Here is an 18,557-nt window from a genome sequence, read left to right on the forward strand (position 1 = left end):
CTCAGGTGGCGATGAGCGACAGTGCTCTCGAACATATGCCTACTCCTGCATCGTCAACAGCGTTCGCACCAGGTCTCATGATCCGTGTCCGCGATGAACTTTGGCTGATCACCCACGTGACGCAGTCCGTCGACGGCTACCTGTTGAAGGTGCGCGGGCTGTCGGATTACGTGCGCGACACCACGGCGAGCTTCTATACCGCGATCGACGATGTGGAGGTGTTCGACCCAGCCAAGGTTGAGGTGGTGCCGGACCACTCACCGGTGTACCGGACCACGCGACTCTGGCTGGAGACAACGCTGCGTCAAACGCCGGTCCCGCTGCACCAAGAGGAGCCTCCGTCGCAGAAGAGATGCTCGTGGATCCGCTGGATTATCAGTTGACTGCGGTGAAGAAGGCGCTCTCGGATGACAACCTTCGTCCCCGCTTGTGCGCCTCGACTCGGAAGGATCTAATGCATGCGCCGGTTACTTCCGGCAAGTCGGACCACGTTCACAAGTGATCGGTCACTCTATCGATAGACCATGAAGAAAACCTTCATGCTAGTGATTGTCGAGCGGGCCCCTCTGTTGACCTGGGTTCAGACTGGCTGACGCTACTATGAGAGGACAATCTTGTGGTGATATGCGGATTCATTAGGAACACTGCACTGAACGAAAGGGCAGAAGCAAAGTGACCATCATGTTCAGACCATTGTGGAAATTCCTCATGGACTGAGACATGACTAAGGAAAACCTACGTCTAGCTGCCGGCCTACCAGTAGCAACCATCGGCAAGGTGAGTAAAAACCGCAACATTACAACCGAAGCGCTCGCGCAAATCTGCGAAACAATAGCGGTAAATATCAACGACGTTTGCGAAGTAGCAAAGGAACCAACGAAATGATCCGAAACATCAGTGACCACAACGAGACTGTCAAGCCCAATGATTTTGAACTTGATCGGCTCCGCACTGCGCTACCCGAGTACTTCGATAGCAACGGCAATTTCATGATCGACCGCCTCCAACAGGCACTCCAAGACGGGGACGTCGATCTCACCCGCGAGGGTTACGAAATGAAGTTCCTCGGCAAGTCCTACGCCAAGTACCTCACGTCAACCAAGACAGAGACCGTGGTTGTGCCCGACCTCGAGCACAACTCAAAACCTGAAAACGCGGACTCCGAGAACCTCTATATCGTCGGTGACAACCTCGACGCACTTAAGCATCTGCTCAGCTCATATGCGGGCAAGATCAAGTGCATCTACATTGACCCGCCCTACAACACAGGCTCGGACGGATTCGTCTACAACGACGACTTCGGCTTCACCGCACCCCAACTCGTTGAAAAAGTCGGACTCACCGAGGATGAAGCCGAGCGAGTCCTTGATTTACGTGGCAAGTCGTCACACTCAGCATGGCTCACCTTCATGTACCCGCGCCTCCAACTAGGCAAAGAACTCTTAGCAGACGACGGTGTCATATTCATCAGTATCGACAATAACGAACACGCAAATCTGCGTATGGTTTGTGACGAAGTGCTCGGCGAAGAAAACTTTATCGAGTCGCTTGTGTGGAATAAGCGAATTCCAAAGAATGATAAAGGCGTTGGCAGTATTCATGAATATGTTCTGATATACACGCGCAATGCTAGCTTCCGACAATCCTTTACGATGCGAAAAGAAGGGCTTGAAGGGGTATTCGATCTGACTCAGAAACTTAAGCGATCTGCTGTCGATCTCTCGGAGGCAGAGCGTCAGATCAAGCTCTACTATAAGAAAAATCAACTCGATCGCGGGATCACGTTATATAACTCTTTGGACGAGAATTATAGACTCTGGGGAAAGATCAACATGAGCTGGCCGAACGGTGATACGTTTGGCCCCCAGTACGAAGTATTGCATCCAATAACAGGACGACCGGTGTCGATACCGGATCGTGGATGGCGCTGGAAATATGAAACGTTTTGCACTGCTGCAGGACTTAAGCAGGGGCGTTACAAATCCGTCGAAAAGCTTCACGACGGCAGCTATCGCACTGGAAACATCTGGTTTGGCAAAGACGAGTCAATACAGCCAAGTTCGATTAGTTATCTAGATGAGCTAAGCACTTTGCTTTTGCGATCAATTCAATCGACTAAAAGCGATGGAGGAGTCGAGCTCGAGAGGTTGATGGGTGGCAAGAGTGTCTTCTCGTACCCAAAACCAACTGCGCTACTTAGGACGCTTTTGGGATCGGTGGAGGTTAACGATGGTGATTTCTTTATAGATTTCTTTGCTGGGTCATCGACCTCTGCTCATGCTGCGCTTGAACTGAACGCGGATGACGAAATTAAACGGCGTTTCATTTCTATTCAGCTGGATGAATCCACCGGAGAATCCTCAGTGGCTTACAAAGCCGGCTATCGCACGATTGACTCAGTCGGTCGGGAACGGATCACGCGGGCGGCAGCAAAGATCAAAGAGGAGACGGATGCGGATATCGACTATGGCTTCAAACTGTATAGGCTGAACGAGCCGTCTGGTGGGGTTCTTGACGATCTACTGACGTTTGAGCCGGAGCAGGGCGCTTCATTGCTGGCTGCCGATTATGTTTCGAAGTTCGATCGGAACGGTACACCTGGGCATGACACGGTGCTGGCAACGTGGCTGGTGGAGGACGGTCACGGTTTGACCGCTGTCGCGCAGAAGGTTGCCTTGGCTGGTTATGAGCTGGACGTGTGTGGGGACTCTGCTTATATCATTTCCCCGGGGTTGGCGAGTGATGACGTGATGGAACTTGTTCGCCTGCTTGAGAACGGGGATCTTGCGGTTTCTCGTGTTGTGGTGTTCGGGTATTCGGTCACATTTGGTGTGATGCACGAGTTGAAGAAGAACCTCTCGGTGCTGAAGTCTGGACGTACCGTGTCGGTGATTGAGAGGCTGTAGGACGATGCAGATTAGGCTACAGACCCTTGAACACCAGCAGCGGGCACTGACAGCCATTACCCGTGTTTTCCAAGGCGTGGATCTCGATTCTAGCGGATTGATGGAGGCCAACCCGACCTTCGATCTTGCTGATTCGCAGCTGGCTCATAACATTTCTGAGTTGCAGAACGGCGCGGTTGTCGGTGTACCCGCTATCCCGCGTGCCTGGCGCGGCCGGGTGGATGATGGCGTGCTCGGTATCGACGTGAAAATGGAGACCGGCACGGGTAAGACGCTGGTCTACACGCAGATGATGTACGAACTCAACAGGCTCTATGGGTTTACCAAGTTTATCGTTGTGGTGCCGTCGACCGCGATCAAGCTGGGCACCAGGTCATTCATCACGTCCGAGTATACGCGTAACTATTTCGACGATACTTATGGTGGCAGCATCAAGCTGGAGCTGGATGTTCTTGATCCACAGAAGCGGTCAAAGGGACGGAAGTTCTTCCCTAGCGCGGTCGCGAATTTCGTGTCAGCATCCCGGCTAACCAAGGGCCGTGTACATGCGTTGTTAATGACTGATGGCATGTTGCGTTCGGCAGCGACGATGGGTGCTACCTATGACCAAACAGTGTTGGGTATGTCGAGCCAGCCGTATGAGGCATTGGCGGCAACTCGGCCGGTGGTGATTATCGATGAGCCGCATCGGTTCCGCCGTGAGAACAAGGCTTACCAAACGATCATTGACCAGATCCAACCCCAAGCTGTGGTCAGGTTCGGTGCGACCTTCCCGAAGAACGACAAGACCAGCCAGATCGATTACAACAATTTAGTGTTCAATCTTGGCGCGGTCGAGGCATTCAACGAACAGCTCGTTAAAGGCGTGGCTGTGCAGTACCCGGAAGACGATGGACAAGACTCCACGAGGCTGAAGTTGACAAGCTTGTCAGCTCGCAAGCCGAAACAGGCCACGTTCACCAACCTCGATACCTCCAAGACCTTGACAGTAGGGTTGGGAGGCTCGTTAGCTGAGGCTGATGGAGCATTCGTAGGCATCACGATCGAAGCTGTGGGAAAAACAGAGAACCCGACCATCAAGTCGGGGGTGACGCTGTCTAATGGTCAGATCCTGGGTAAGGGCGACACCGTGGTTGCCGGAGTGTATTCCCAGACCTATCAAGAACTAATGATTGCCCGTGCGCTGGATAATCACTTCGAGACGGAGTGGGAAAACTTCCGGCGCGCTACCCGCGTGAAAACCTTGACTCTGTTTTTCATTGACTCGATAGAGTCCTACCGTGGCGAGGACGGGCCAGGCCACTTACGCGTCCGGTTCGAGGAACTGCTGGCCGCCAAGCTCAAGGAGGTCATCGCCGAACACGAGGACAAGACCTCACAGATAGCCAAAGACTACGTCGCATACTTGAAGGCCTCGCTGGCCGATGTGTCAGCAACAAACGGTGGTTACTTCTCTGCTGATAATGCGTCTACCGATGAGGCAATCCAGGCCGAGGTGGACCTGATTCTGCGCGATAAGCAATCGATGCTGTCATTCACGAAAGCGGATGGGTCACCGAACACGATGCGATTCGTGTTCTCGAAGTGGACGCTGCGTGAAGGCTGGGATAACCCCAACGTATTCCAGATCGTGAAACTACGCTCGTCGGGCTCGGAAATCTCCAAACTCCAAGAGGTCGGGCGCGGACTGCGCCTTCCCGTTGATGTCAGCGGCAGTCGACTAGCTGATGAGGACTTCCGGCTGACCTACCTCGTCGATTACACCGAGGAATCATTCGCCAACAGCCTCGTGAGCGAAATCAACGCGGACACCGGCGGCCAGGCACCCTCGGTTAAGGAACTGCTGCCGCGTGTGGCAGCCAAACTGGGTAGAGGCGAGACCGAGCTGTTCATTGAACTACTCCAAAGTGGCCTGGTCGATAGCGACAAGAACCTGATAGAAGGCAAGGCCGAGGCACTCTTTGAGCTGTATCCGCAATTCGCAGAAGGCAAGCTAAAGCCCGGCAGAGTTGTCACTGACAAAAAGAAAGCCCGAGTCGGAATCCGCAAGAAACGCTACTCCGAACTCAAACAACTATGGGAGGCAGTCAACGCCAAGTACTACCTCAGACTCGATGACCTCACACCTGCCGAAATCAGTACCTGCATCGACGAGATCCTGGACGAGGGCATCTACAAGGCACAAACCGGTAGGTTCACCCAAGACCTGCTCACGACCGGCGAGGACGGGGCGCTGACGACCATCTCGTCGACGAAGGAAACCTACGCCGTTGACGGGTCGATGCCCTATGGACAGTGGCTGAGACTGGCCTACACCCAAACCTATCTACCCATCAGCGAGATTCACGCTGGCTTGGTGCGACGCAACGCGAAGAAGAAGCTTCCCAGCGATTTCTTCAATAAGGCCACACTGGGTGAGTTTGTTGCGCAGTTCCATGGCTGGATGCAGCGCGAATATGTCAAACGGTTTTCCTACACTCGGATCGACGGGCCACTGGGCGCCACCGCGCTGACCGACCCTGACGGGCAACCTCTGAAGACTATTGCGCAAGGAAACGTCGGTGTCTACCGTGACACCACCTCCGAGTTGCCAGAGAAGTACCTCTATGACGCGTTCGTTTACGACTCTCCGAAGGAACAGACCACGATCCGTGACTCTGTTCTCGACGAGGTCGTTGTCTACGGCAAAATCCCGCGTAAATCGATCCAGGTGCCCGTCTATTTCGGTGGAACGACCAGCCCGGACTTTATGTACGTGCTCAAGACCGCTGATGGCAAAATTACGCTGAACTTCATCGTCGAGACCAAGGACGTCGACTCTAAGGCAGACTTGCGCGAGACCGAGCAGTTACGCATCAAGGCCGCTCGGAGTTTCTTCGAGTCGATTAGCGACGAGAGCATCTCCGTACACTTCGCTCCACAACTCAAACGCGACGACATCGTCACCATGATCAAACAGGTGGTGGCGCAATGGCGCCAGTAATCACGAGAGTGCAGATTCGAGGATATCGAAGGTTCCAGGACTTTACGTTTGAGCCTGAGGCGGGAACGAACATTATCGTCGGCGGAAATGAGGCGGGCAAATCAACGCTCTTGGAAGCAATCACGCTAGCCTTATCAGGGCGAGTCAACGGCGTTCGCGCGGAAGAGTACCTGAACCCTTATTGGTTTAACCACACCATGGTTCACGACTTTTTCGAGAAACCGCCCAGCGAACGCAGTCACCGCGATGCACCAACGTTTCGCATTGACGTCTACCTGGATGTCGAAAGAGGTGAGCTGGAAAAACTCCGAGGCGTCAATAATATGGCGAGCGCAGACTCGGTTGGTCTGTCCATCTGGGCACATCCTGATCCGGAGTACACGCAGGAGCTTGATGATTACTTCCAGCAAGAAGACTGCGCTGAAGTTCTTCCAGTCGAGTATTACATGGTTGAATGGCTGAGCTTTGGTGGACACCCATTGCAGCGACGCCCCAAGGACCTCGGCATCTCATTGATCGATAGTCGAACAATCCGCTCCGAGCGTGGCGTTGACTACTACACGCGACAAATCTTGGAAACCCGTCTCGACCCGAAAGACCGCAGCAGAGTCTCTGTTGATCACCGTAAGCTCCGCGCAACCCTCGGCCGCGAGGTTCTGCGCGATCTCAACGAGGAACTCGCCAAAGAGAATCAGTCGATTCCAGGAGCAGTGGTGGGGCTGCAGATCGATCAGTCTCGCTCGGCCTCGTGGGAAGCCACGCTGATCCCCGATGTCGATGACGTTCCGTTGTCGATGGCTGGGCAGGGAAATCAGGCGGTGGCCAAAACCATCCTCGCTATGGGACGAAATGCAGACACAAGTAACCTCGTTTTTATCGAGGAACCAGAGAACCACCTAAGCCACACCCGAATGCGACAGCTCATTTCTTACATTGAACGCTCTGCTCAAGACCGGCAAGTGTTCATCACAACGCATAGTTCTTATATCCTCAACCGACTCGGACTTGGTCAAGTGACCCTGCTCAGCGACGGGACGCCCGCGCGGTTCAACACGCTGAACAAAGACACGATCCGGTACTTCCAGAAGCTCTCCGGTTTCGACACTCTCCGACTCATCCTGGCTGACACGATCGTGCTTGTGGAGGGTCCCTCCGACGAGATTGTCTTCACCAGGTTTTTCACCGACAGGTTTGGCCGCGAACCGTTGGAGTGCGGCGTAGACGTGATGTCCATCAATGGCGTGTCGTTCGGACGATGCTTTGAACTGGCAACTCTGCTGGGCCGCTCCTTATTGGCTATCCGCGACAATGACGGCCATGCCCCAGAGCACTGGCAGGAAAAAATAGGATCCTACCTGCAGGAAGGGCAGAGGGTCCTGTCCATTGGCGATCCGAACCTCGGAAACACGTTAGAGCCCCAAATTGAAAGCGCAAACACGAACGAGTCTCTGCAACTTGTGTTCCCCAAAGCAAAAGAACCTCCGTTTGCTGCATGGATGCAGAAAAACAAGACGGATGCGGCCCTAGCCATCGCCACATCAGAGCACACCCTGGATCCACCACCATACATCCAGGACGTATTGGATGCCCTCGGGAAAAGAATCGGCTCAGCGTCATGACGCACCAATTCGTCCACGCCTGCGCGGGCTCGGGAAAGACCCAGTACGTTATTGACCACTGTAGCCAGAGCCATCCCAACGTCCGGCGACTAATCATCACACTGACGCTGACCGGACAGGATGAAATCGAAGGACGCCTCCAGAAAAACATCGATCCTTCATCACCCGCGCCGGAAGTAACAGGTTGGTATGCATTCTTGACCCACCACATCGTCCGACCGTATCTTCCACTGCTCTTTCCTAAGCAACGAGTCACCGGATTCATATTTGATGCCGGTGATGCACGAGAGAGCTTGCGATATAAAAAGAAGACAGACCCACGACGCTATTTTAGTGAAACCGGGATGATCTATAAGGATAACCTCGAGGAGCTCGCTACCGGGCTGATCGATGAAGCTGACGGACTAGTAGAAAACCGTCTCCGGCTCATTTACGATGAAATCCTCATCGACGAGGCGCAGGATGTAAGCCGTAGCGGTTTAGACGTCATAGCACGTCTCCTGCGTCAGGATTCGGTTCGGTGCATGCTTGTGGGCGATAGTCGACAGTCCCTCCTTGACAGCAGCTTGTCCTCCCGGAAGAACAGGAAAGCCGACCGGCAGAACCTCATGGAGTGGTACCGGCAATTTGAGAATTCGGGACGTCTGAAGATCGTTGAGAAAGTTGAAACCTACCGGTTCAATCAGACTATCGCGGACTTCTCAGACACTATTTTCCCAAAAAGATTTGGATTCTCGTCGACCATGTCAAGGATGAACTACGAGTCTTCCCACGATGGAGTTTTTCTGGTTGCAAAAGAAGATCTCGACCACTACGTTGCAGAATTCACCCCAACTGTTTTGCGGCATTCAAGTAGCTCATGGAGAGATCAAACAGCGCGCAATCCGATAACATTTGGCAACTCAAAAGGGCGTACCTACCAGCGAGTGATCATCCTGGCAACTGGAGCAATCCAGGACTTCTGCCTCAAAGGTAAAGAGCTTCAAGGCAAGAGTGCTTGCGCATTCTACGTAGCGGTTACTCGTGCGCAATACTCAGTAGCAATCGTTATGAATCAAAGTCGGAAGAAACTCTTAAAATCAGCACCTCTCAGCCTCTCAGTATGGAATCCTGAGTGTGAAATCTTAACCTTTTGACACCATCACGTAATTCTTGATGGCTCTACTTGAGGCCAATGAATTGAGTGTAAACACCATGACAGAAAGTGCTCGGAAGCCCTTATGCAGGTGTCGTAGAGTATCGCGGTGTAAAGCCAAGAAGCCGGTTTAACGGAGATTTCGTGTGCATTTAGTGGTGTCCGGACCTCCAACCCACTTCCTATGCTCAAGCTGAGGTTCTATTCGTTGTTGATGCCTGTATCGAATGCTGCTGTTTATCCGTCGGGTTATCCGCTGCCGATGAATTGTTCTTTGAGCCATGCGGCGTGTGCGGCTCTCGCTGTTGTCGCGCAGAATGTCGAAGAATTCTTCCGCGCTCTTCTTCGAATACCCGATTGTGAAAAGCTTCATGTCCGACATGGTGCCCAGTGTAGAGCGGGCTAGTCCATCTGCAGGACCGTGCGCAGCTCGGCGAAGGGCTCGGGGCAGACGCTGTGGGTGACGGTTTTTCCGCGGCGGGTTTTGGTGAGTAGGCCGGCGTCGGTGAGCTTCTTCAGGTGGTGGGAGACCGTGGGTTGGCTCAGGCCGGATTGCTCGGCGAGTTCGGAGACACTGATCGGGCCGCAGCCGTCTTCGGCGAGCTGGGAGAGGAGTCGTAGGCGTGCTGGGTCAGCGAGCACTTTGAAGAGCTGGGCGTAACGGTCGGCTTCCTCGTCGGTGAGTGGACCGGCGCTCAGCGAGCAGCAGGATGCTGGTGGGGTGTTCGGGGCGGCCATGATTCTCACTCTTTCATATTGACAGGGATCAATAATAGCATTACGTTTCGTATTGATAGTTGTCGATACGAAAGGTGGGCTATGTCCGACCCGGTTGCGGCGCGGGAACCTGCGCGCATGTCATTTCTCGACCGATTTCTGCCTGTGTGGATCATCCTGGCGATGGCGCTGGGGCTTGGGCTAGGGAACTGGTTCCCTGGGCTCAGCGGGGCACTGCAAGGCATGGAGGTCGGTGGAATTTCTCTGCCGATCGCGCTCGGCTTGTTGGTCATGATGTACCCGCCGCTAGCGAAGGTGCGCTACGACAAGACGAAGGAGATCACCAGCGATAAGAGGTTGATGACGGTGTCGCTCATCCTCAACTGGCTCGTCGGCCCGGCGGTCATGTTCGCGCTGGCATGGATCTTCCTTGCTGATGAACCGGAGCTGCGCACGGGCCTGATCATCGTCGGCCTGGCGCGTTGTATCGCGATGGTCCTGGTGTGGTCGGACTTGTCGTGCGCGGACAGGGAGGCGACAGCGGTGCTCGTGGCGATCAACTCGGTCTTCCAGGTGCTCATGTTCGGCGTTCTGGGCTGGTTCTACCTGCAAATCCTGCCTAACTGGCTGGGACTGTCCACCACGTCGGTGAACTTCTCCTTCTGGGCGATCGTGACATCCGTGTTGGTTTTCTTGGGCATTCCGCTGCTTGCTGGCGTACTTTCGCGCATCATCGGGGAGAAGGCCAAGGGGCGTAATTGGTACGAGGAGAAATTCCTTCCGGCGATCTCCCCGCTGGCGCTGATCGGCCTGCTGTACACGATCGTGCTGCTGTTCTCCCTCCAGGGTGAGCAGATCATCGCCCGTCCGTGGACGGTGGCGCGGGTGGCAGTGCCACTGCTGATCTACTTCGTCGGCATGTTCGCGGTGGGACTCATCGCATCCAAGATGTCGGGGATGGGATACGCGCAGTCGGCATCGGTGGCGTTCACCGCTGCGGGCAATAACTTTGAGCTGGCGATCGCGGTGGCCATCGGCACCTTCGGTGCGGAATCGGCGCAGGCGCTGGCCGGCACGATCGGCCCGCTGATCGAAATCCCGATCCTGGTCGGTCTCGTTTACGTCATGCGGGGGATTGGCCCGAAGCTGTTCCCTGGTGACCCGACGTTGCCTAATCGGACGACCGCGGTCAGCACTGCGGCGTAGAAAGGACTCATGATGGCAACTACTCCGAAAATTCTGTTCGTGTGCGTCCGCAACGGCGGCAAATCCCAAATGGCTGCTGCATTGGCGGAAAAGCATGCGGGGGACAAGCTCGAGATCCACTCCGCCGGCACGGAGCCGGGGACGTCGATCAACGCTGAATCGGCAGCTTCCTTGGAGGAGGTCGGCGCAGACATGTCAGGCGGTCACCCGAAAGCGATCGACCCGGAGCTTCTCCGCACCGCGGACCGGGTCGTGGTCATCGGTGAGGAAGCGCAGTTGGAGCTTCCCGACGATGCGAGCGGAACTCTCGAGCGGTGGGTGACGGACGAGCCGTCGACACGCGGTATTGAGGGCATGGAGCGCATGCGTTTGGTCCGCGACGACATTGACGCGAAAGTCCGCGCACTCGTGAGTGACGTGCTCGGGAACGACTAGTTTTCCCGCCGACGCAATCCCTGCCGGGTATTCCTCGGCGTTGCGCGGATCTCCTCTGCAGGGATCGGCTCCCTTTTGATCTTCGGGCATCCCGGGATCGGCTCGTCGGAGAGTTGAACGACCCCGTGGGGAAAGTCGTCGGCGAAGACCGCATCAGTCCATCCGACTGGGACTGATCCATAGAACACAACGGAGTTGTCGCGGGTATCCACGATCGCGGGGCCGTGGCCGATGACTACGAAGTCGGGTTCAGTGTCGAATTCTGGACACCAGTAGCGGACGACGAGAAAGTCCTTGTACCACTTCGCCTCGGGCTGGAAGCCAGGCCAATTGACATTCGCTTCTTGGAGCGCCTGAATGATGGCCTGTTTTTCTTCGTCTGTCAGGTCGGGCAGTGGCATGGGTGTTTCCCTCGTCTCGGTTCCTTGAACTCACTCTTCCACAGGTTCGGGGTGTTAGAGATGGACGACGTCCACCCCAGACCACTTCTCCGCCAGATACTCCGCAGCCACGATGCGGTGGCACGAGGAGGGGTCGGCCTCAGAACACAGCAAGGCCGCGTGGTCGAAAGTGGCCTTGGTGGGCATCTCCCGGTCGTCGAATTGTGCGCGGAGCTTGTCCGCGAACTCGTCGAACGGCAAACCTTCCTTCCTGTACGCGTGCATGAGCTCCTCGCTCGGCGCGAGTTCCAGAACATGCTCGTAATCGATGTCGGCGATGGTTTTAAGGAACCACGCGAGATCGTCTTTCTTGGTGAAGCCGGCGAGCTGATTCGTGTTGTGCCGCCGGATGTCCACCACCCGCTTCACGCCGTTATCGCGCAGCAGGTCAAAGAACTCCTCGGCGCTCTTCTTCGAATAACCGATGGTGAAAAGCTTCAGGTCCGACATGGAGCCCAGTGTAGGTCTGGTGGTGTGTCTGCGGTGTGGCTGCGGAGTGGATGCAAAACCGCAGGGACTCCGCAGTGCGGAGTGGATGTAAACCCGCAGGGACTCCGCAGTGCGGAGTTTGTACAGAGTTTGTATCCAGTAAGCCGAGGTCGAGATAAACAACGTAGAACCCTTCGAAACCATATTGTAAAACCTGGGGCCCTATGGGGCGTCTAGTGCAGGATTTCGCGACTACGAGAGTGGATAGATGGATCTGGAGTTATTTCCTGAGGAAGTAAGGCTGGCCGGAATTGAAGCGGCGAACTACGGAGTGGGGAGCCGTAGTGAGTTTGAACGAATAGCTCGGGAAGCCGGTTACGAAGAACCTGCCTTTACAGGGAAGCGGGAGACCAAAGGCGAAGCATTCGCACGCATTTGGCATGAGCTTGATCAGAAAGACCAGCGGCTAGTTCAAACGAAGTTGATCGCCTACATACTCAAGTCTGAGCGGGATCCCCGGGATAGCTATGTAGGAGAAGAAGCTGAACGGGCGATGAAAAGACTTAAAGATGCCGCACTTCGCAAGCCTGTAATAGGGCAGGTACTTACATTTCTGATCTAATTACAGGGAATCGCCCACCGGAAAGCCAAAATAGATGGCGGCGGCCGGATATGCGCGGTTGTCACAGTTTAGTCTCAGTCTCGATATTCTGGTGCGCATGACAGTTCAGGACATTGCCCGAATTGAATCTGAAGTAGCCCAGTACTGGGGGCAGGTGCGCTACGTGGAAACGGCGTCCTCGACGAACACGGAGCTGATGGCATCGGGGGAGCCGGGGCATGTACTCATCGCCGAACAGCAGACCGGCGGCAAGGGCCGGCTCGGACGCGTGTGGGAAGCACCCGCTGGGGCGAGCCTGCTCATGAGTGTGGCGATCGAACTGGTCCACACCGACGATCTGGGGCTGGTGTCGTTGGCGGCGGGATTGGCTGTGACCGATGTGATCCCGAACGCGCAGCTGAAGTGGCCGAACGATGTGCTGCTGAACGGTAAGAAATTCGTGGGGATTCTCGGCGAGATCGACACGACGGCGGAGATCCCGAAGCTCGTGGTGGGACTCGGCGTGAATGTGGCGTGGCGCCAGGAGGACCTGCCCACGGACTGGTCGACGGCGCTGAACCTCGAAGGCATCGACGTGGACTGGGACGAGTTCACTATCGATCTGTTGAAGGCCCTGGGACGCCGACTAGAGCAGTGGCAGGACCGCGACGAAACATTGCTGGACGATTACCGCGCGGTGTCGGCCACGCTTGGTCAGGCGGTGCGGCTCGACACGGTGGAGGGGATCGTGGAAGGGGTTGCGGGGGACGTCGATAAGCGGGGCGCGATTGTCGTCGATGGTGTCAGTTACTCCACTGGCGACGTGACGCACCTGCGTACGAGCGATTAATGTTTTGGCCGTGGCAAAGATCAAGCTCGGTAGGGGAGAAGTCGTCTTGGCGGACATGGCGCCGCCGCTGCGCGGCGTGATCTACCCCTTCCTTGAGCTGATCATCGCGACCGCCCTGTTCTGGATGCTCATCGGGTGGATGGATACCGCTGGCATGGACGCGGGCATCCGCAACGCTGTCGTCGGTATCTGGTTCCTCGTCGTGCTCTGGCGGTTTTTGCTTCCGCTCATCCGGCAGCGGCGCCAGCGCTTCATGGTGACCAACAAACGCGTCATGTTCATCCCTGGTGGGCGCGGACGAACCGAATCTATCCCCTTCGCCCAAATCAGCGACGTGCGCCGGCGCCGCGGTGGCATCGACATCGGCCTGCTCGGCTACGGCGAGGCCGTGCATTTCCCCGACGTTGGGCGTGCGAAGCGGGTCGAGGCGATGATCGCGGAGCGGTTGGTTTAGGCGTCGAGTAGGTTTCGTGCCATCTGTGTGATCGTACGTGGCACGAAAAATGCTTATTTGGTAGGTTTTGTGCCGGTTGTTGGCTCGGCGGGGCCTGCTCGCGACTTACTGCGGGTGCTCGTCGCTGTAGCGCAGCAGGGTGTCGGCGACGAGCTGGACGCCGAGGAGAGCTTCATCGCGCAGCTGCGCTTCGGAGTACTCAACGCCCTTGATGATCCGGTGCTCGGCGCTAATGACGCTCGTGCCATTCTGCTCTGCGCGGAAAACCACCGGCCACAGCGCACGGTTGTTGAAGTCGCTGATCCAGTTGAGGTCCTCCCCCGCGGACTGACGAGCCTGAATCATCCCGCCGATCCCGATGTTCTGGTCCTGATCCACAACGTAGACAGGAACCCCGTTCACCTTAGTCAGCAGACCGCCGGTGGACAGCGGAGAGCAGCTGAAACCCTGCGCTGCGAGCGCTTCCCCGATGGATTCGACGGATGCTTCGCGTAGTGCTGGCTTATTTTTTCCGAACAATCCCATGTCTCTACTCCGTTCCTTTCAGCAGGGTTTCAATCTGGTCCAGCGCATTGAAACCGTCCTGCAGGCTTGCGTCGATAAGCGTGTCTAGCTGCATTTGGGACACGCCCTGGGTGAAGTTGAAATGGTTGCGGAAGACGACTGTCGGGCGCCCCTCGATGACGTTGGGCACCACTTTGCCGAAGGCGAGGTTGTCGTTCATCGCGTTAATGGCGTTCATGGCCACCGGCATCGCGTCCTGGCTGACTGTCCCGTGGGACTGGATGCGGATGGTGAAGTAGTCGCCGTCGGGAACGAAGATGACGGTGCCTTGCGGGAACTCTGCGCCCCAGTCGCCGTCGTCCTCCGCAGCAGCAATCTGCAATGTGTCCAAAGCGCTGACGAGCATGGATGTGGAAAAAGTAGTGATGTCTCTGCTTGAGTTCATTGAGCTCCTGGAGCGTCGTGGTGAGGGGACACAGCTTAGCTCTTCACCTCTGTGGTGTGAATCTGCTCGTCGATGTCGTCGGGGGAGAGGTTGCCGGCCGCGAAGTCCGCGGTGAGCGGCAGGTGGAGCTCCATGTCGGTGCCGGGGCACAGCTCGATCGTTGCGTCGTCGACGGTGTAGTCGAGGACGTGGCCACCGGAGGTGCGCTCCTCATCGATGAAGTGGACGTGGCAGCCCGGGATGCCGATGCCCTTCGCGTACTTCGGGGTACGGAAACCGCCGATGATGCCGCGGGCGTTGTCGAACGTGATCTCCTTGTCGTCACCCACCGCATCGCGCATCGGCGGGTACGGCTTGGACTGCTTCGTCACCGTGCGGGTGACAACGTTGGTGAAAGAGCCCGAAATACGCACCGCGTGGAAGTAATTGCCCGACGGCTCCAGATCGTCGATGAACGCGGAGAGCTCCTTGCGCCTCATGCCCTTTGGCGCGGGCTCCACGATCTTCGGCACGAAATTGGTCACCTGCGCGAACGGGCTCTTTTGGTCAAGGTCAGCGATAGTCGCCGTGCCGTCGCTGCGCAGCTGGTAGCACGTGCCGTCGAGGATGATCATCTCGCCGTCCAACCCATCGAAGGTGCCCAGGCCGAAATTGCCCTTGGACAGGATCTGTCCGATGGTCATCTCCCCGTCGTAGATCCCGTCGAGGAGCGCGGACATCAGCGAATTCTGGAAAACCGTGTGGCGACTGAAAGCGTTCATGTGGCCGATGGTAGCTATTCGGAGGCGAGAGCTACCGCGATGAAGGCCGCTACGTCGTGAGAGGGCTGCGAGCCACGGCGGACCACGGCGGAGATGTCGCGAACGAAGAGCGGCTCAGCCTTCACGATGGCCACCTCGCCGAGCGTCACCTGGTCGGTCACCGCCGCCTGTGGAATAACAGTTGGCTCCCCAAGGGCGAGCATGCCCGCCCTCTGCGCTGACAGCGAGCCGAACTCACCGGCCGGCTCGGCGAGCTCACCCAAGACCTCCTCGACGAGCGCCCTGCTGCCGGATTGCGGCTCGCGCACAACCAGCGGGGTCTTGCGGAGCTGCGCGGCGGTGATTGCGGTTTCGGCGCTGGCCCACGGGTGACTGGCCGGAACAGCCAACACCAGCTCGTCGCGGCACAGCACAGTCTCTGCGAGGTCATGGTGGGGTCGCCCTCCCTCAACGAGACCGAGGTCTATCTTCCCGCTGGCCACGACCTCACGTACCTCGTGGGAATTGCCCTGCATCATGGTCATCTTCACCGCCGGGTGTGCGGCGTGGAAACGGGCCGCCCACCCGGGGTAGTAGACTTCCGCCACCGTGTTGGACACCGCGACCGTCATGCGGCGCGGGGTGCCGGAGTCCCTGAGCCGCTGCACCGTGTCGAGAAACCTGGTGTGGGCCTGGATCAGGTCGGGAAGGGCGCCGATAAGCAACGCTCCTGGGTCTGTGAGCCGCACGCCGTATGGCGAGCGTTCGAAGACCGTGATTCCCAGCGTTTTTTCGGCCCGGGAGACGCGGGTGGACATCGTCTGCTGGTTGAGTCCAGCCGTGCGTGCGGCGCGAGAGATTGAGCCGGCGTGGGCAACGGCCAGCAACGCCTCAAGGTCCGCCATCGCAGGTAAAGCGGGATACATGATTGCATGGTACCCCTCACAGGGAAGCTCGTCATCCGTGTTGGGCGCCTCACGGGGATAGCGTTGCGGCATGAACCAATTGCCGCCGCCGGGACCCGCTTGGGCCGGCTCCTTGATGGGCACGTCGATCCTGGCCACCCTGTGCCACATTCACGGCGTGCCCGTCGCGCCGTGGGTGCTTCTTGCTGTGGCCGTGTGTGTGCTGGTGGTCATCGTGGCCGGATGGCTGCGCCACCGCACTCCGGGGTGGGACAGTGCCGCGATGGGGCCGTGGGGCATGTTCTCTATGGGGGTGTTGGCGCTCGGGTCCGCAGCGGCGGAGGTCACCGGCGCGCAGTCGTGGCAGGTGCTGTCGTGGTGGATCGGTGCTCCGCTGGGGTGGGCGGTGTGCTTGAACCAACTGAGGCGCTTCGAAGGCTCGCCGACCTTCCAATGGGGCCTCGCACTCGTCGCGCCGATGGTCGCCGCAACGAGCGCCGGTCAGCTGGGGTACCACTGGGCTGGCGTGGCATCTTTCCTGCTCGCGATATGCGCGGCACTGCCGGTCTTCGGCTACTGCTACGTGTCTCTGCTGCGCGGGCGCATGAACATTCCCGACGGATTGGCCGGCACGGCATGGATCCCGCTCGGTGTGGTGGGGCAGTCCACGGCCGCCGCGCACGTGCTTTTCGACGAACGTGCCAGCCTAATTTATGGCGTGACCATCCTGGCGATCGGTGTGCTGCCGTTCATTTATGCTACCCAGCGTTTCCTGCGCGGCGTGGCTGCTTGGGCCGACTACACCCCGGGCTGGTGGGGGTCGACCTTCCCAGTGGGCACATTGTGTTTGGGAATGCACCTGCTCTCGGAGCTGGACGGGTGGGGCTGGATGAATGCGATAAGTCAGGTGCTTCTGGCTGTGCTGGCCGTGCACTGGGTGCTGTGTGTGGTGCGTTTTAGTGCCTGGGCTCTTTCCCGTCGTCAAGGCTCACTAAGCTAGTCAGGCGTGAGAGATCCTCAAGGAATGCCCATCGTCGCCGTGATCGGCGACGGCCAACTCGCCCGCATGATGCACACCGAGGCAATTGAACTCGGTCTGAAGCCCCGCGTCCTTGCAGGCAGCTACGATGCTTCGGCAGCGCAAGTCTTCGGCGATGTCGTCATCGGCGACTACAAGAACCTCGACGACGTGCAGAAGGTCTGCGACGGCGCCACCGCCGCCACCTTCGACCACGAGCACGTGCCCAACGAGTTCTTGGACGAGCTGATCGCTGCCGGTGTCAGCGTGCAGCCGCAGCCGCGCGCGCTTATCTACGCCCAGGACAAGCTCGAGCAGCGCCGCAAAATGAAGGCGATCGGTGCGCCAGTGCCGGAATTCGTGCCGATCGAGTCAGCCGCGGATGCCGGTGAGTTCTTCGACTCCGTTGCCGGCGAGATGTGCCTGAAGGCCACCCGCGGCGGATACGACGGCCACGGCGTGTGGTTCCCGGACACCTGCGAGGAGGCGGAAAGCCTCGCGGCGGATCTGCTGGACAAGGGCACGCCGCTGTATGCCGAGCGCAAGGTCAACTTCGGCCGCGAGCTCTCCGCCATGGTCGCGCGAACCCCGTCCGGCGAGGTCCGTGCGTGGCCGGTCGTGGAGTCGCGCCAGCGCGACGGCATTTGCGTCGAAGCGATCGCGCCCGCGCCGGGCATGACTAATAAGCAGGCGGAGTACTGTCGCGAGCTGGCGAAGAAGATCGCCACCGAGTTGGATGTCACTGGTGTTCTTGCCGTGGAGCTCTTCGAATGCGCGGATGAGGAAAAGAGCGTGATCGTCAACGAACTCGCCATGCGCCCGCACAACACCGGCCACTGGACGCAGGACGGCTGTGTCACCAGCCAGTTCGAGCAGCACCTGCGCGCGGTGCTGGACTGGCCGCTGGGTTCGGTGGATACCACTGCGCCGTACACCGTCATGGTGAACACCCTCGGCGCGGATGTCGAGCCGGAAGAGCCGATGGAAGACCGCGTCGTCGAGGTCATGCGCCGCTACCCGGACGCCAAGGTCCACCTCTACGGCAAGGGCCACCGCCCGGGACGCAAGATGGGACACGTCAATGTCTCCGGCACGGACTTAGACACCGTGCTGGAGCGGGCCACCGCAGCGGCGGGCATCATCGTCAATGGCAGTGGTGCTGCTAAGTAG

19 protein-coding genes and 1 pseudogene are annotated in these 18,557 nt (G+C 57.8%); 13 read left to right on the forward strand and 7 right to left on the reverse strand.

Annotated features, from left to right (window positions below):
* Positions 1 to 35: 35 nt before the first annotated feature.
* The 6 genes and pseudogenes from J5Y21_RS09840 to J5Y21_RS09865 form a co-directional block, all read left to right on the forward strand.
* Positions 36 to 430: pseudogene (locus J5Y21_RS09840) on the forward strand (helicase); the annotation flags it as partial.
* A 290-nt stretch (positions 431 to 720) separates the two neighbouring features.
* Positions 721 to 885, forward strand: coding sequence for a helix-turn-helix domain-containing protein (locus J5Y21_RS09845; RefSeq protein ID WP_246875148.1), 165 nt, complete (start codon positions 721 to 723; stop codon positions 883 to 885).
* Positions 882 to 2,906 (forward strand): site-specific DNA-methyltransferase, encoded by a 2,025-nt coding sequence (locus J5Y21_RS09850; RefSeq protein WP_210575122.1) that lies wholly within the window; start codon positions 882 to 884, stop codon positions 2,904 to 2,906. The genes J5Y21_RS09845 and J5Y21_RS09850 overlap by 4 nt, the downstream gene beginning before the upstream one ends.
* Positions 2,907 to 2,910: 4 nt before the next feature.
* Positions 2,911 to 5,889: a type III restriction-modification system endonuclease gene (locus J5Y21_RS09855; protein ID WP_210575124.1), complete on the forward strand. Its 2,979-nt coding sequence runs from the start codon at positions 2,911 to 2,913 to the stop codon at positions 5,887 to 5,889.
* Positions 5,877 to 7,508, forward strand: coding sequence for an AAA family ATPase (locus J5Y21_RS09860; protein ID WP_210575126.1), 1,632 nt, complete (start codon positions 5,877 to 5,879; stop codon positions 7,506 to 7,508). The genes J5Y21_RS09855 and J5Y21_RS09860 overlap by 13 nt, the downstream gene beginning before the upstream one ends.
* Positions 7,505 to 8,644, forward strand: coding sequence for a UvrD-helicase domain-containing protein (locus J5Y21_RS09865; RefSeq protein WP_246875149.1), 1,140 nt, complete (start codon positions 7,505 to 7,507; stop codon positions 8,642 to 8,644). The genes J5Y21_RS09860 and J5Y21_RS09865 overlap by 4 nt, the downstream gene beginning before the upstream one ends.
* A 401-nt stretch (positions 8,645 to 9,045) precedes the next feature.
* On the opposite strand, the gene J5Y21_RS09870 is transcribed toward J5Y21_RS09865, so the two are convergent.
* Positions 9,046 to 9,381: a metalloregulator ArsR/SmtB family transcription factor gene (locus J5Y21_RS09870; RefSeq protein WP_210575128.1), complete on the reverse strand. Its 336-nt coding sequence runs from the start codon at positions 9,379 to 9,381 to the stop codon at positions 9,046 to 9,048.
* 81 nt (positions 9,382 to 9,462) lie between these two features.
* Here J5Y21_RS09870 and arsB point away from each other — a divergent pair, with 81 nt between their 5' ends.
* A complete protein-coding gene (gene arsB, locus J5Y21_RS09875; RefSeq protein WP_210575130.1) occupies positions 9,463 to 10,566 on the forward strand; it encodes an ACR3 family arsenite efflux transporter in 1,104 nt (367 codons plus the stop codon).
* A 12-nt stretch (positions 10,567 to 10,578) separates the two neighbouring features.
* On the forward strand, positions 10,579 to 11,001 hold the full coding sequence (locus tag J5Y21_RS09880; RefSeq protein WP_210575183.1) for a low molecular weight phosphatase family protein: 423 nt from the start codon (positions 10,579 to 10,581) through the stop codon (positions 10,999 to 11,001).
* On the opposite strand, the gene J5Y21_RS09885 is transcribed toward J5Y21_RS09880, so the two are convergent.
* Both J5Y21_RS09885 and J5Y21_RS09890 read right to left on the reverse strand, forming a co-directional pair.
* Positions 10,998 to 11,402 (reverse strand): hypothetical protein, encoded by a 405-nt coding sequence (locus J5Y21_RS09885; RefSeq protein WP_210575132.1) that lies wholly within the window; start codon positions 11,400 to 11,402, stop codon positions 10,998 to 11,000. The genes J5Y21_RS09880 and J5Y21_RS09885 overlap by 4 nt on opposite strands.
* Positions 11,403 to 11,456: 54 nt before the next feature.
* Positions 11,457 to 11,891, reverse strand: a complete 435-nt coding sequence (locus J5Y21_RS09890) for a DUF488 domain-containing protein (protein WP_210575133.1) — start codon at positions 11,889 to 11,891, stop codon at positions 11,457 to 11,459.
* 247 nt (positions 11,892 to 12,138) lie between these two features.
* Between J5Y21_RS09890 and J5Y21_RS09895 the strand changes: the two genes are divergently transcribed.
* The 3 genes from J5Y21_RS09895 to J5Y21_RS09905 all read left to right on the forward strand — a co-directional run bounded on the left by J5Y21_RS09895 (position 12,139) and on the right by J5Y21_RS09905 (position 13,775).
* Positions 12,139 to 12,492 carry a hypothetical protein gene (locus J5Y21_RS09895; protein ID WP_210575135.1) on the forward strand — a complete coding sequence of 118 codons (354 nt, stop codon included), beginning with the start codon at positions 12,139 to 12,141 and terminating at the stop codon, positions 12,490 to 12,492.
* Positions 12,493 to 12,589: 97 nt separating this feature from the next.
* Entirely contained in the window at positions 12,590 to 13,321 is a 732-nt protein-coding gene (locus tag J5Y21_RS09900) for a biotin--[acetyl-CoA-carboxylase] ligase (RefSeq protein WP_210575137.1), read from the forward strand.
* Positions 13,322 to 13,331: 10 nt separating this feature from the next.
* Entirely contained in the window at positions 13,332 to 13,775 is a 444-nt protein-coding gene (locus tag J5Y21_RS09905; protein ID WP_210575139.1) for a hypothetical protein, read from the forward strand.
* Between the two features lie 105 nt (positions 13,776 to 13,880).
* Here the strand turns inward: J5Y21_RS09905 and J5Y21_RS09910 are convergent, their stop codons facing one another.
* Genes J5Y21_RS09910 through J5Y21_RS09925 form a run of 4 tightly spaced genes read right to left on the reverse strand, consistent with a single transcriptional unit; the run spans position 13,881 to position 16,390 of the window.
* Complete coding sequence (locus J5Y21_RS09910; RefSeq protein WP_210575141.1) at positions 13,881 to 14,300, reverse strand: hypothetical protein; 420 nt, start codon at positions 14,298 to 14,300, stop codon at positions 13,881 to 13,883.
* Between the two features lie 4 nt (positions 14,301 to 14,304).
* The gene (locus J5Y21_RS09915; RefSeq protein ID WP_210575142.1) at positions 14,305 to 14,724 is read right to left on the reverse strand and encodes a YbjN domain-containing protein; all 420 of its coding nucleotides are present in this window, start codon (positions 14,722 to 14,724) and stop codon (positions 14,305 to 14,307) included.
* Positions 14,725 to 14,759: 35 nt separating this feature from the next.
* Complete coding sequence (budA, locus tag J5Y21_RS09920; protein ID WP_210575144.1) at positions 14,760 to 15,485, reverse strand: acetolactate decarboxylase; 726 nt, start codon at positions 15,483 to 15,485, stop codon at positions 14,760 to 14,762.
* Between the two features lie 14 nt (positions 15,486 to 15,499).
* A complete protein-coding gene (locus J5Y21_RS09925; RefSeq protein WP_210575146.1) occupies positions 15,500 to 16,390 on the reverse strand; it encodes a LysR family transcriptional regulator in 891 nt (296 codons plus the stop codon).
* A 70-nt stretch (positions 16,391 to 16,460) separates the two neighbouring features.
* Here J5Y21_RS09925 and J5Y21_RS09930 point away from each other — a divergent pair, with 70 nt between their 5' ends.
* Positions 16,461 to 17,369, forward strand: coding sequence for a hypothetical protein (locus tag J5Y21_RS09930; protein ID WP_210575148.1), 909 nt, complete (start codon positions 16,461 to 16,463; stop codon positions 17,367 to 17,369).
* Positions 17,370 to 17,393: 24 nt separating this feature from the next.
* On the forward strand, positions 17,394 to 18,557 hold the full coding sequence (locus tag J5Y21_RS09935) for a 5-(carboxyamino)imidazole ribonucleotide synthase (protein WP_210575185.1): 1,164 nt from the start codon (positions 17,394 to 17,396) through the stop codon (positions 18,555 to 18,557).

The organism is Corynebacterium sp. Marseille-P3884 (genome assembly GCF_017942225.1).
Taxonomy (GTDB): Bacteria; Actinomycetota; Actinomycetes; order Mycobacteriales; family Mycobacteriaceae; genus Corynebacterium.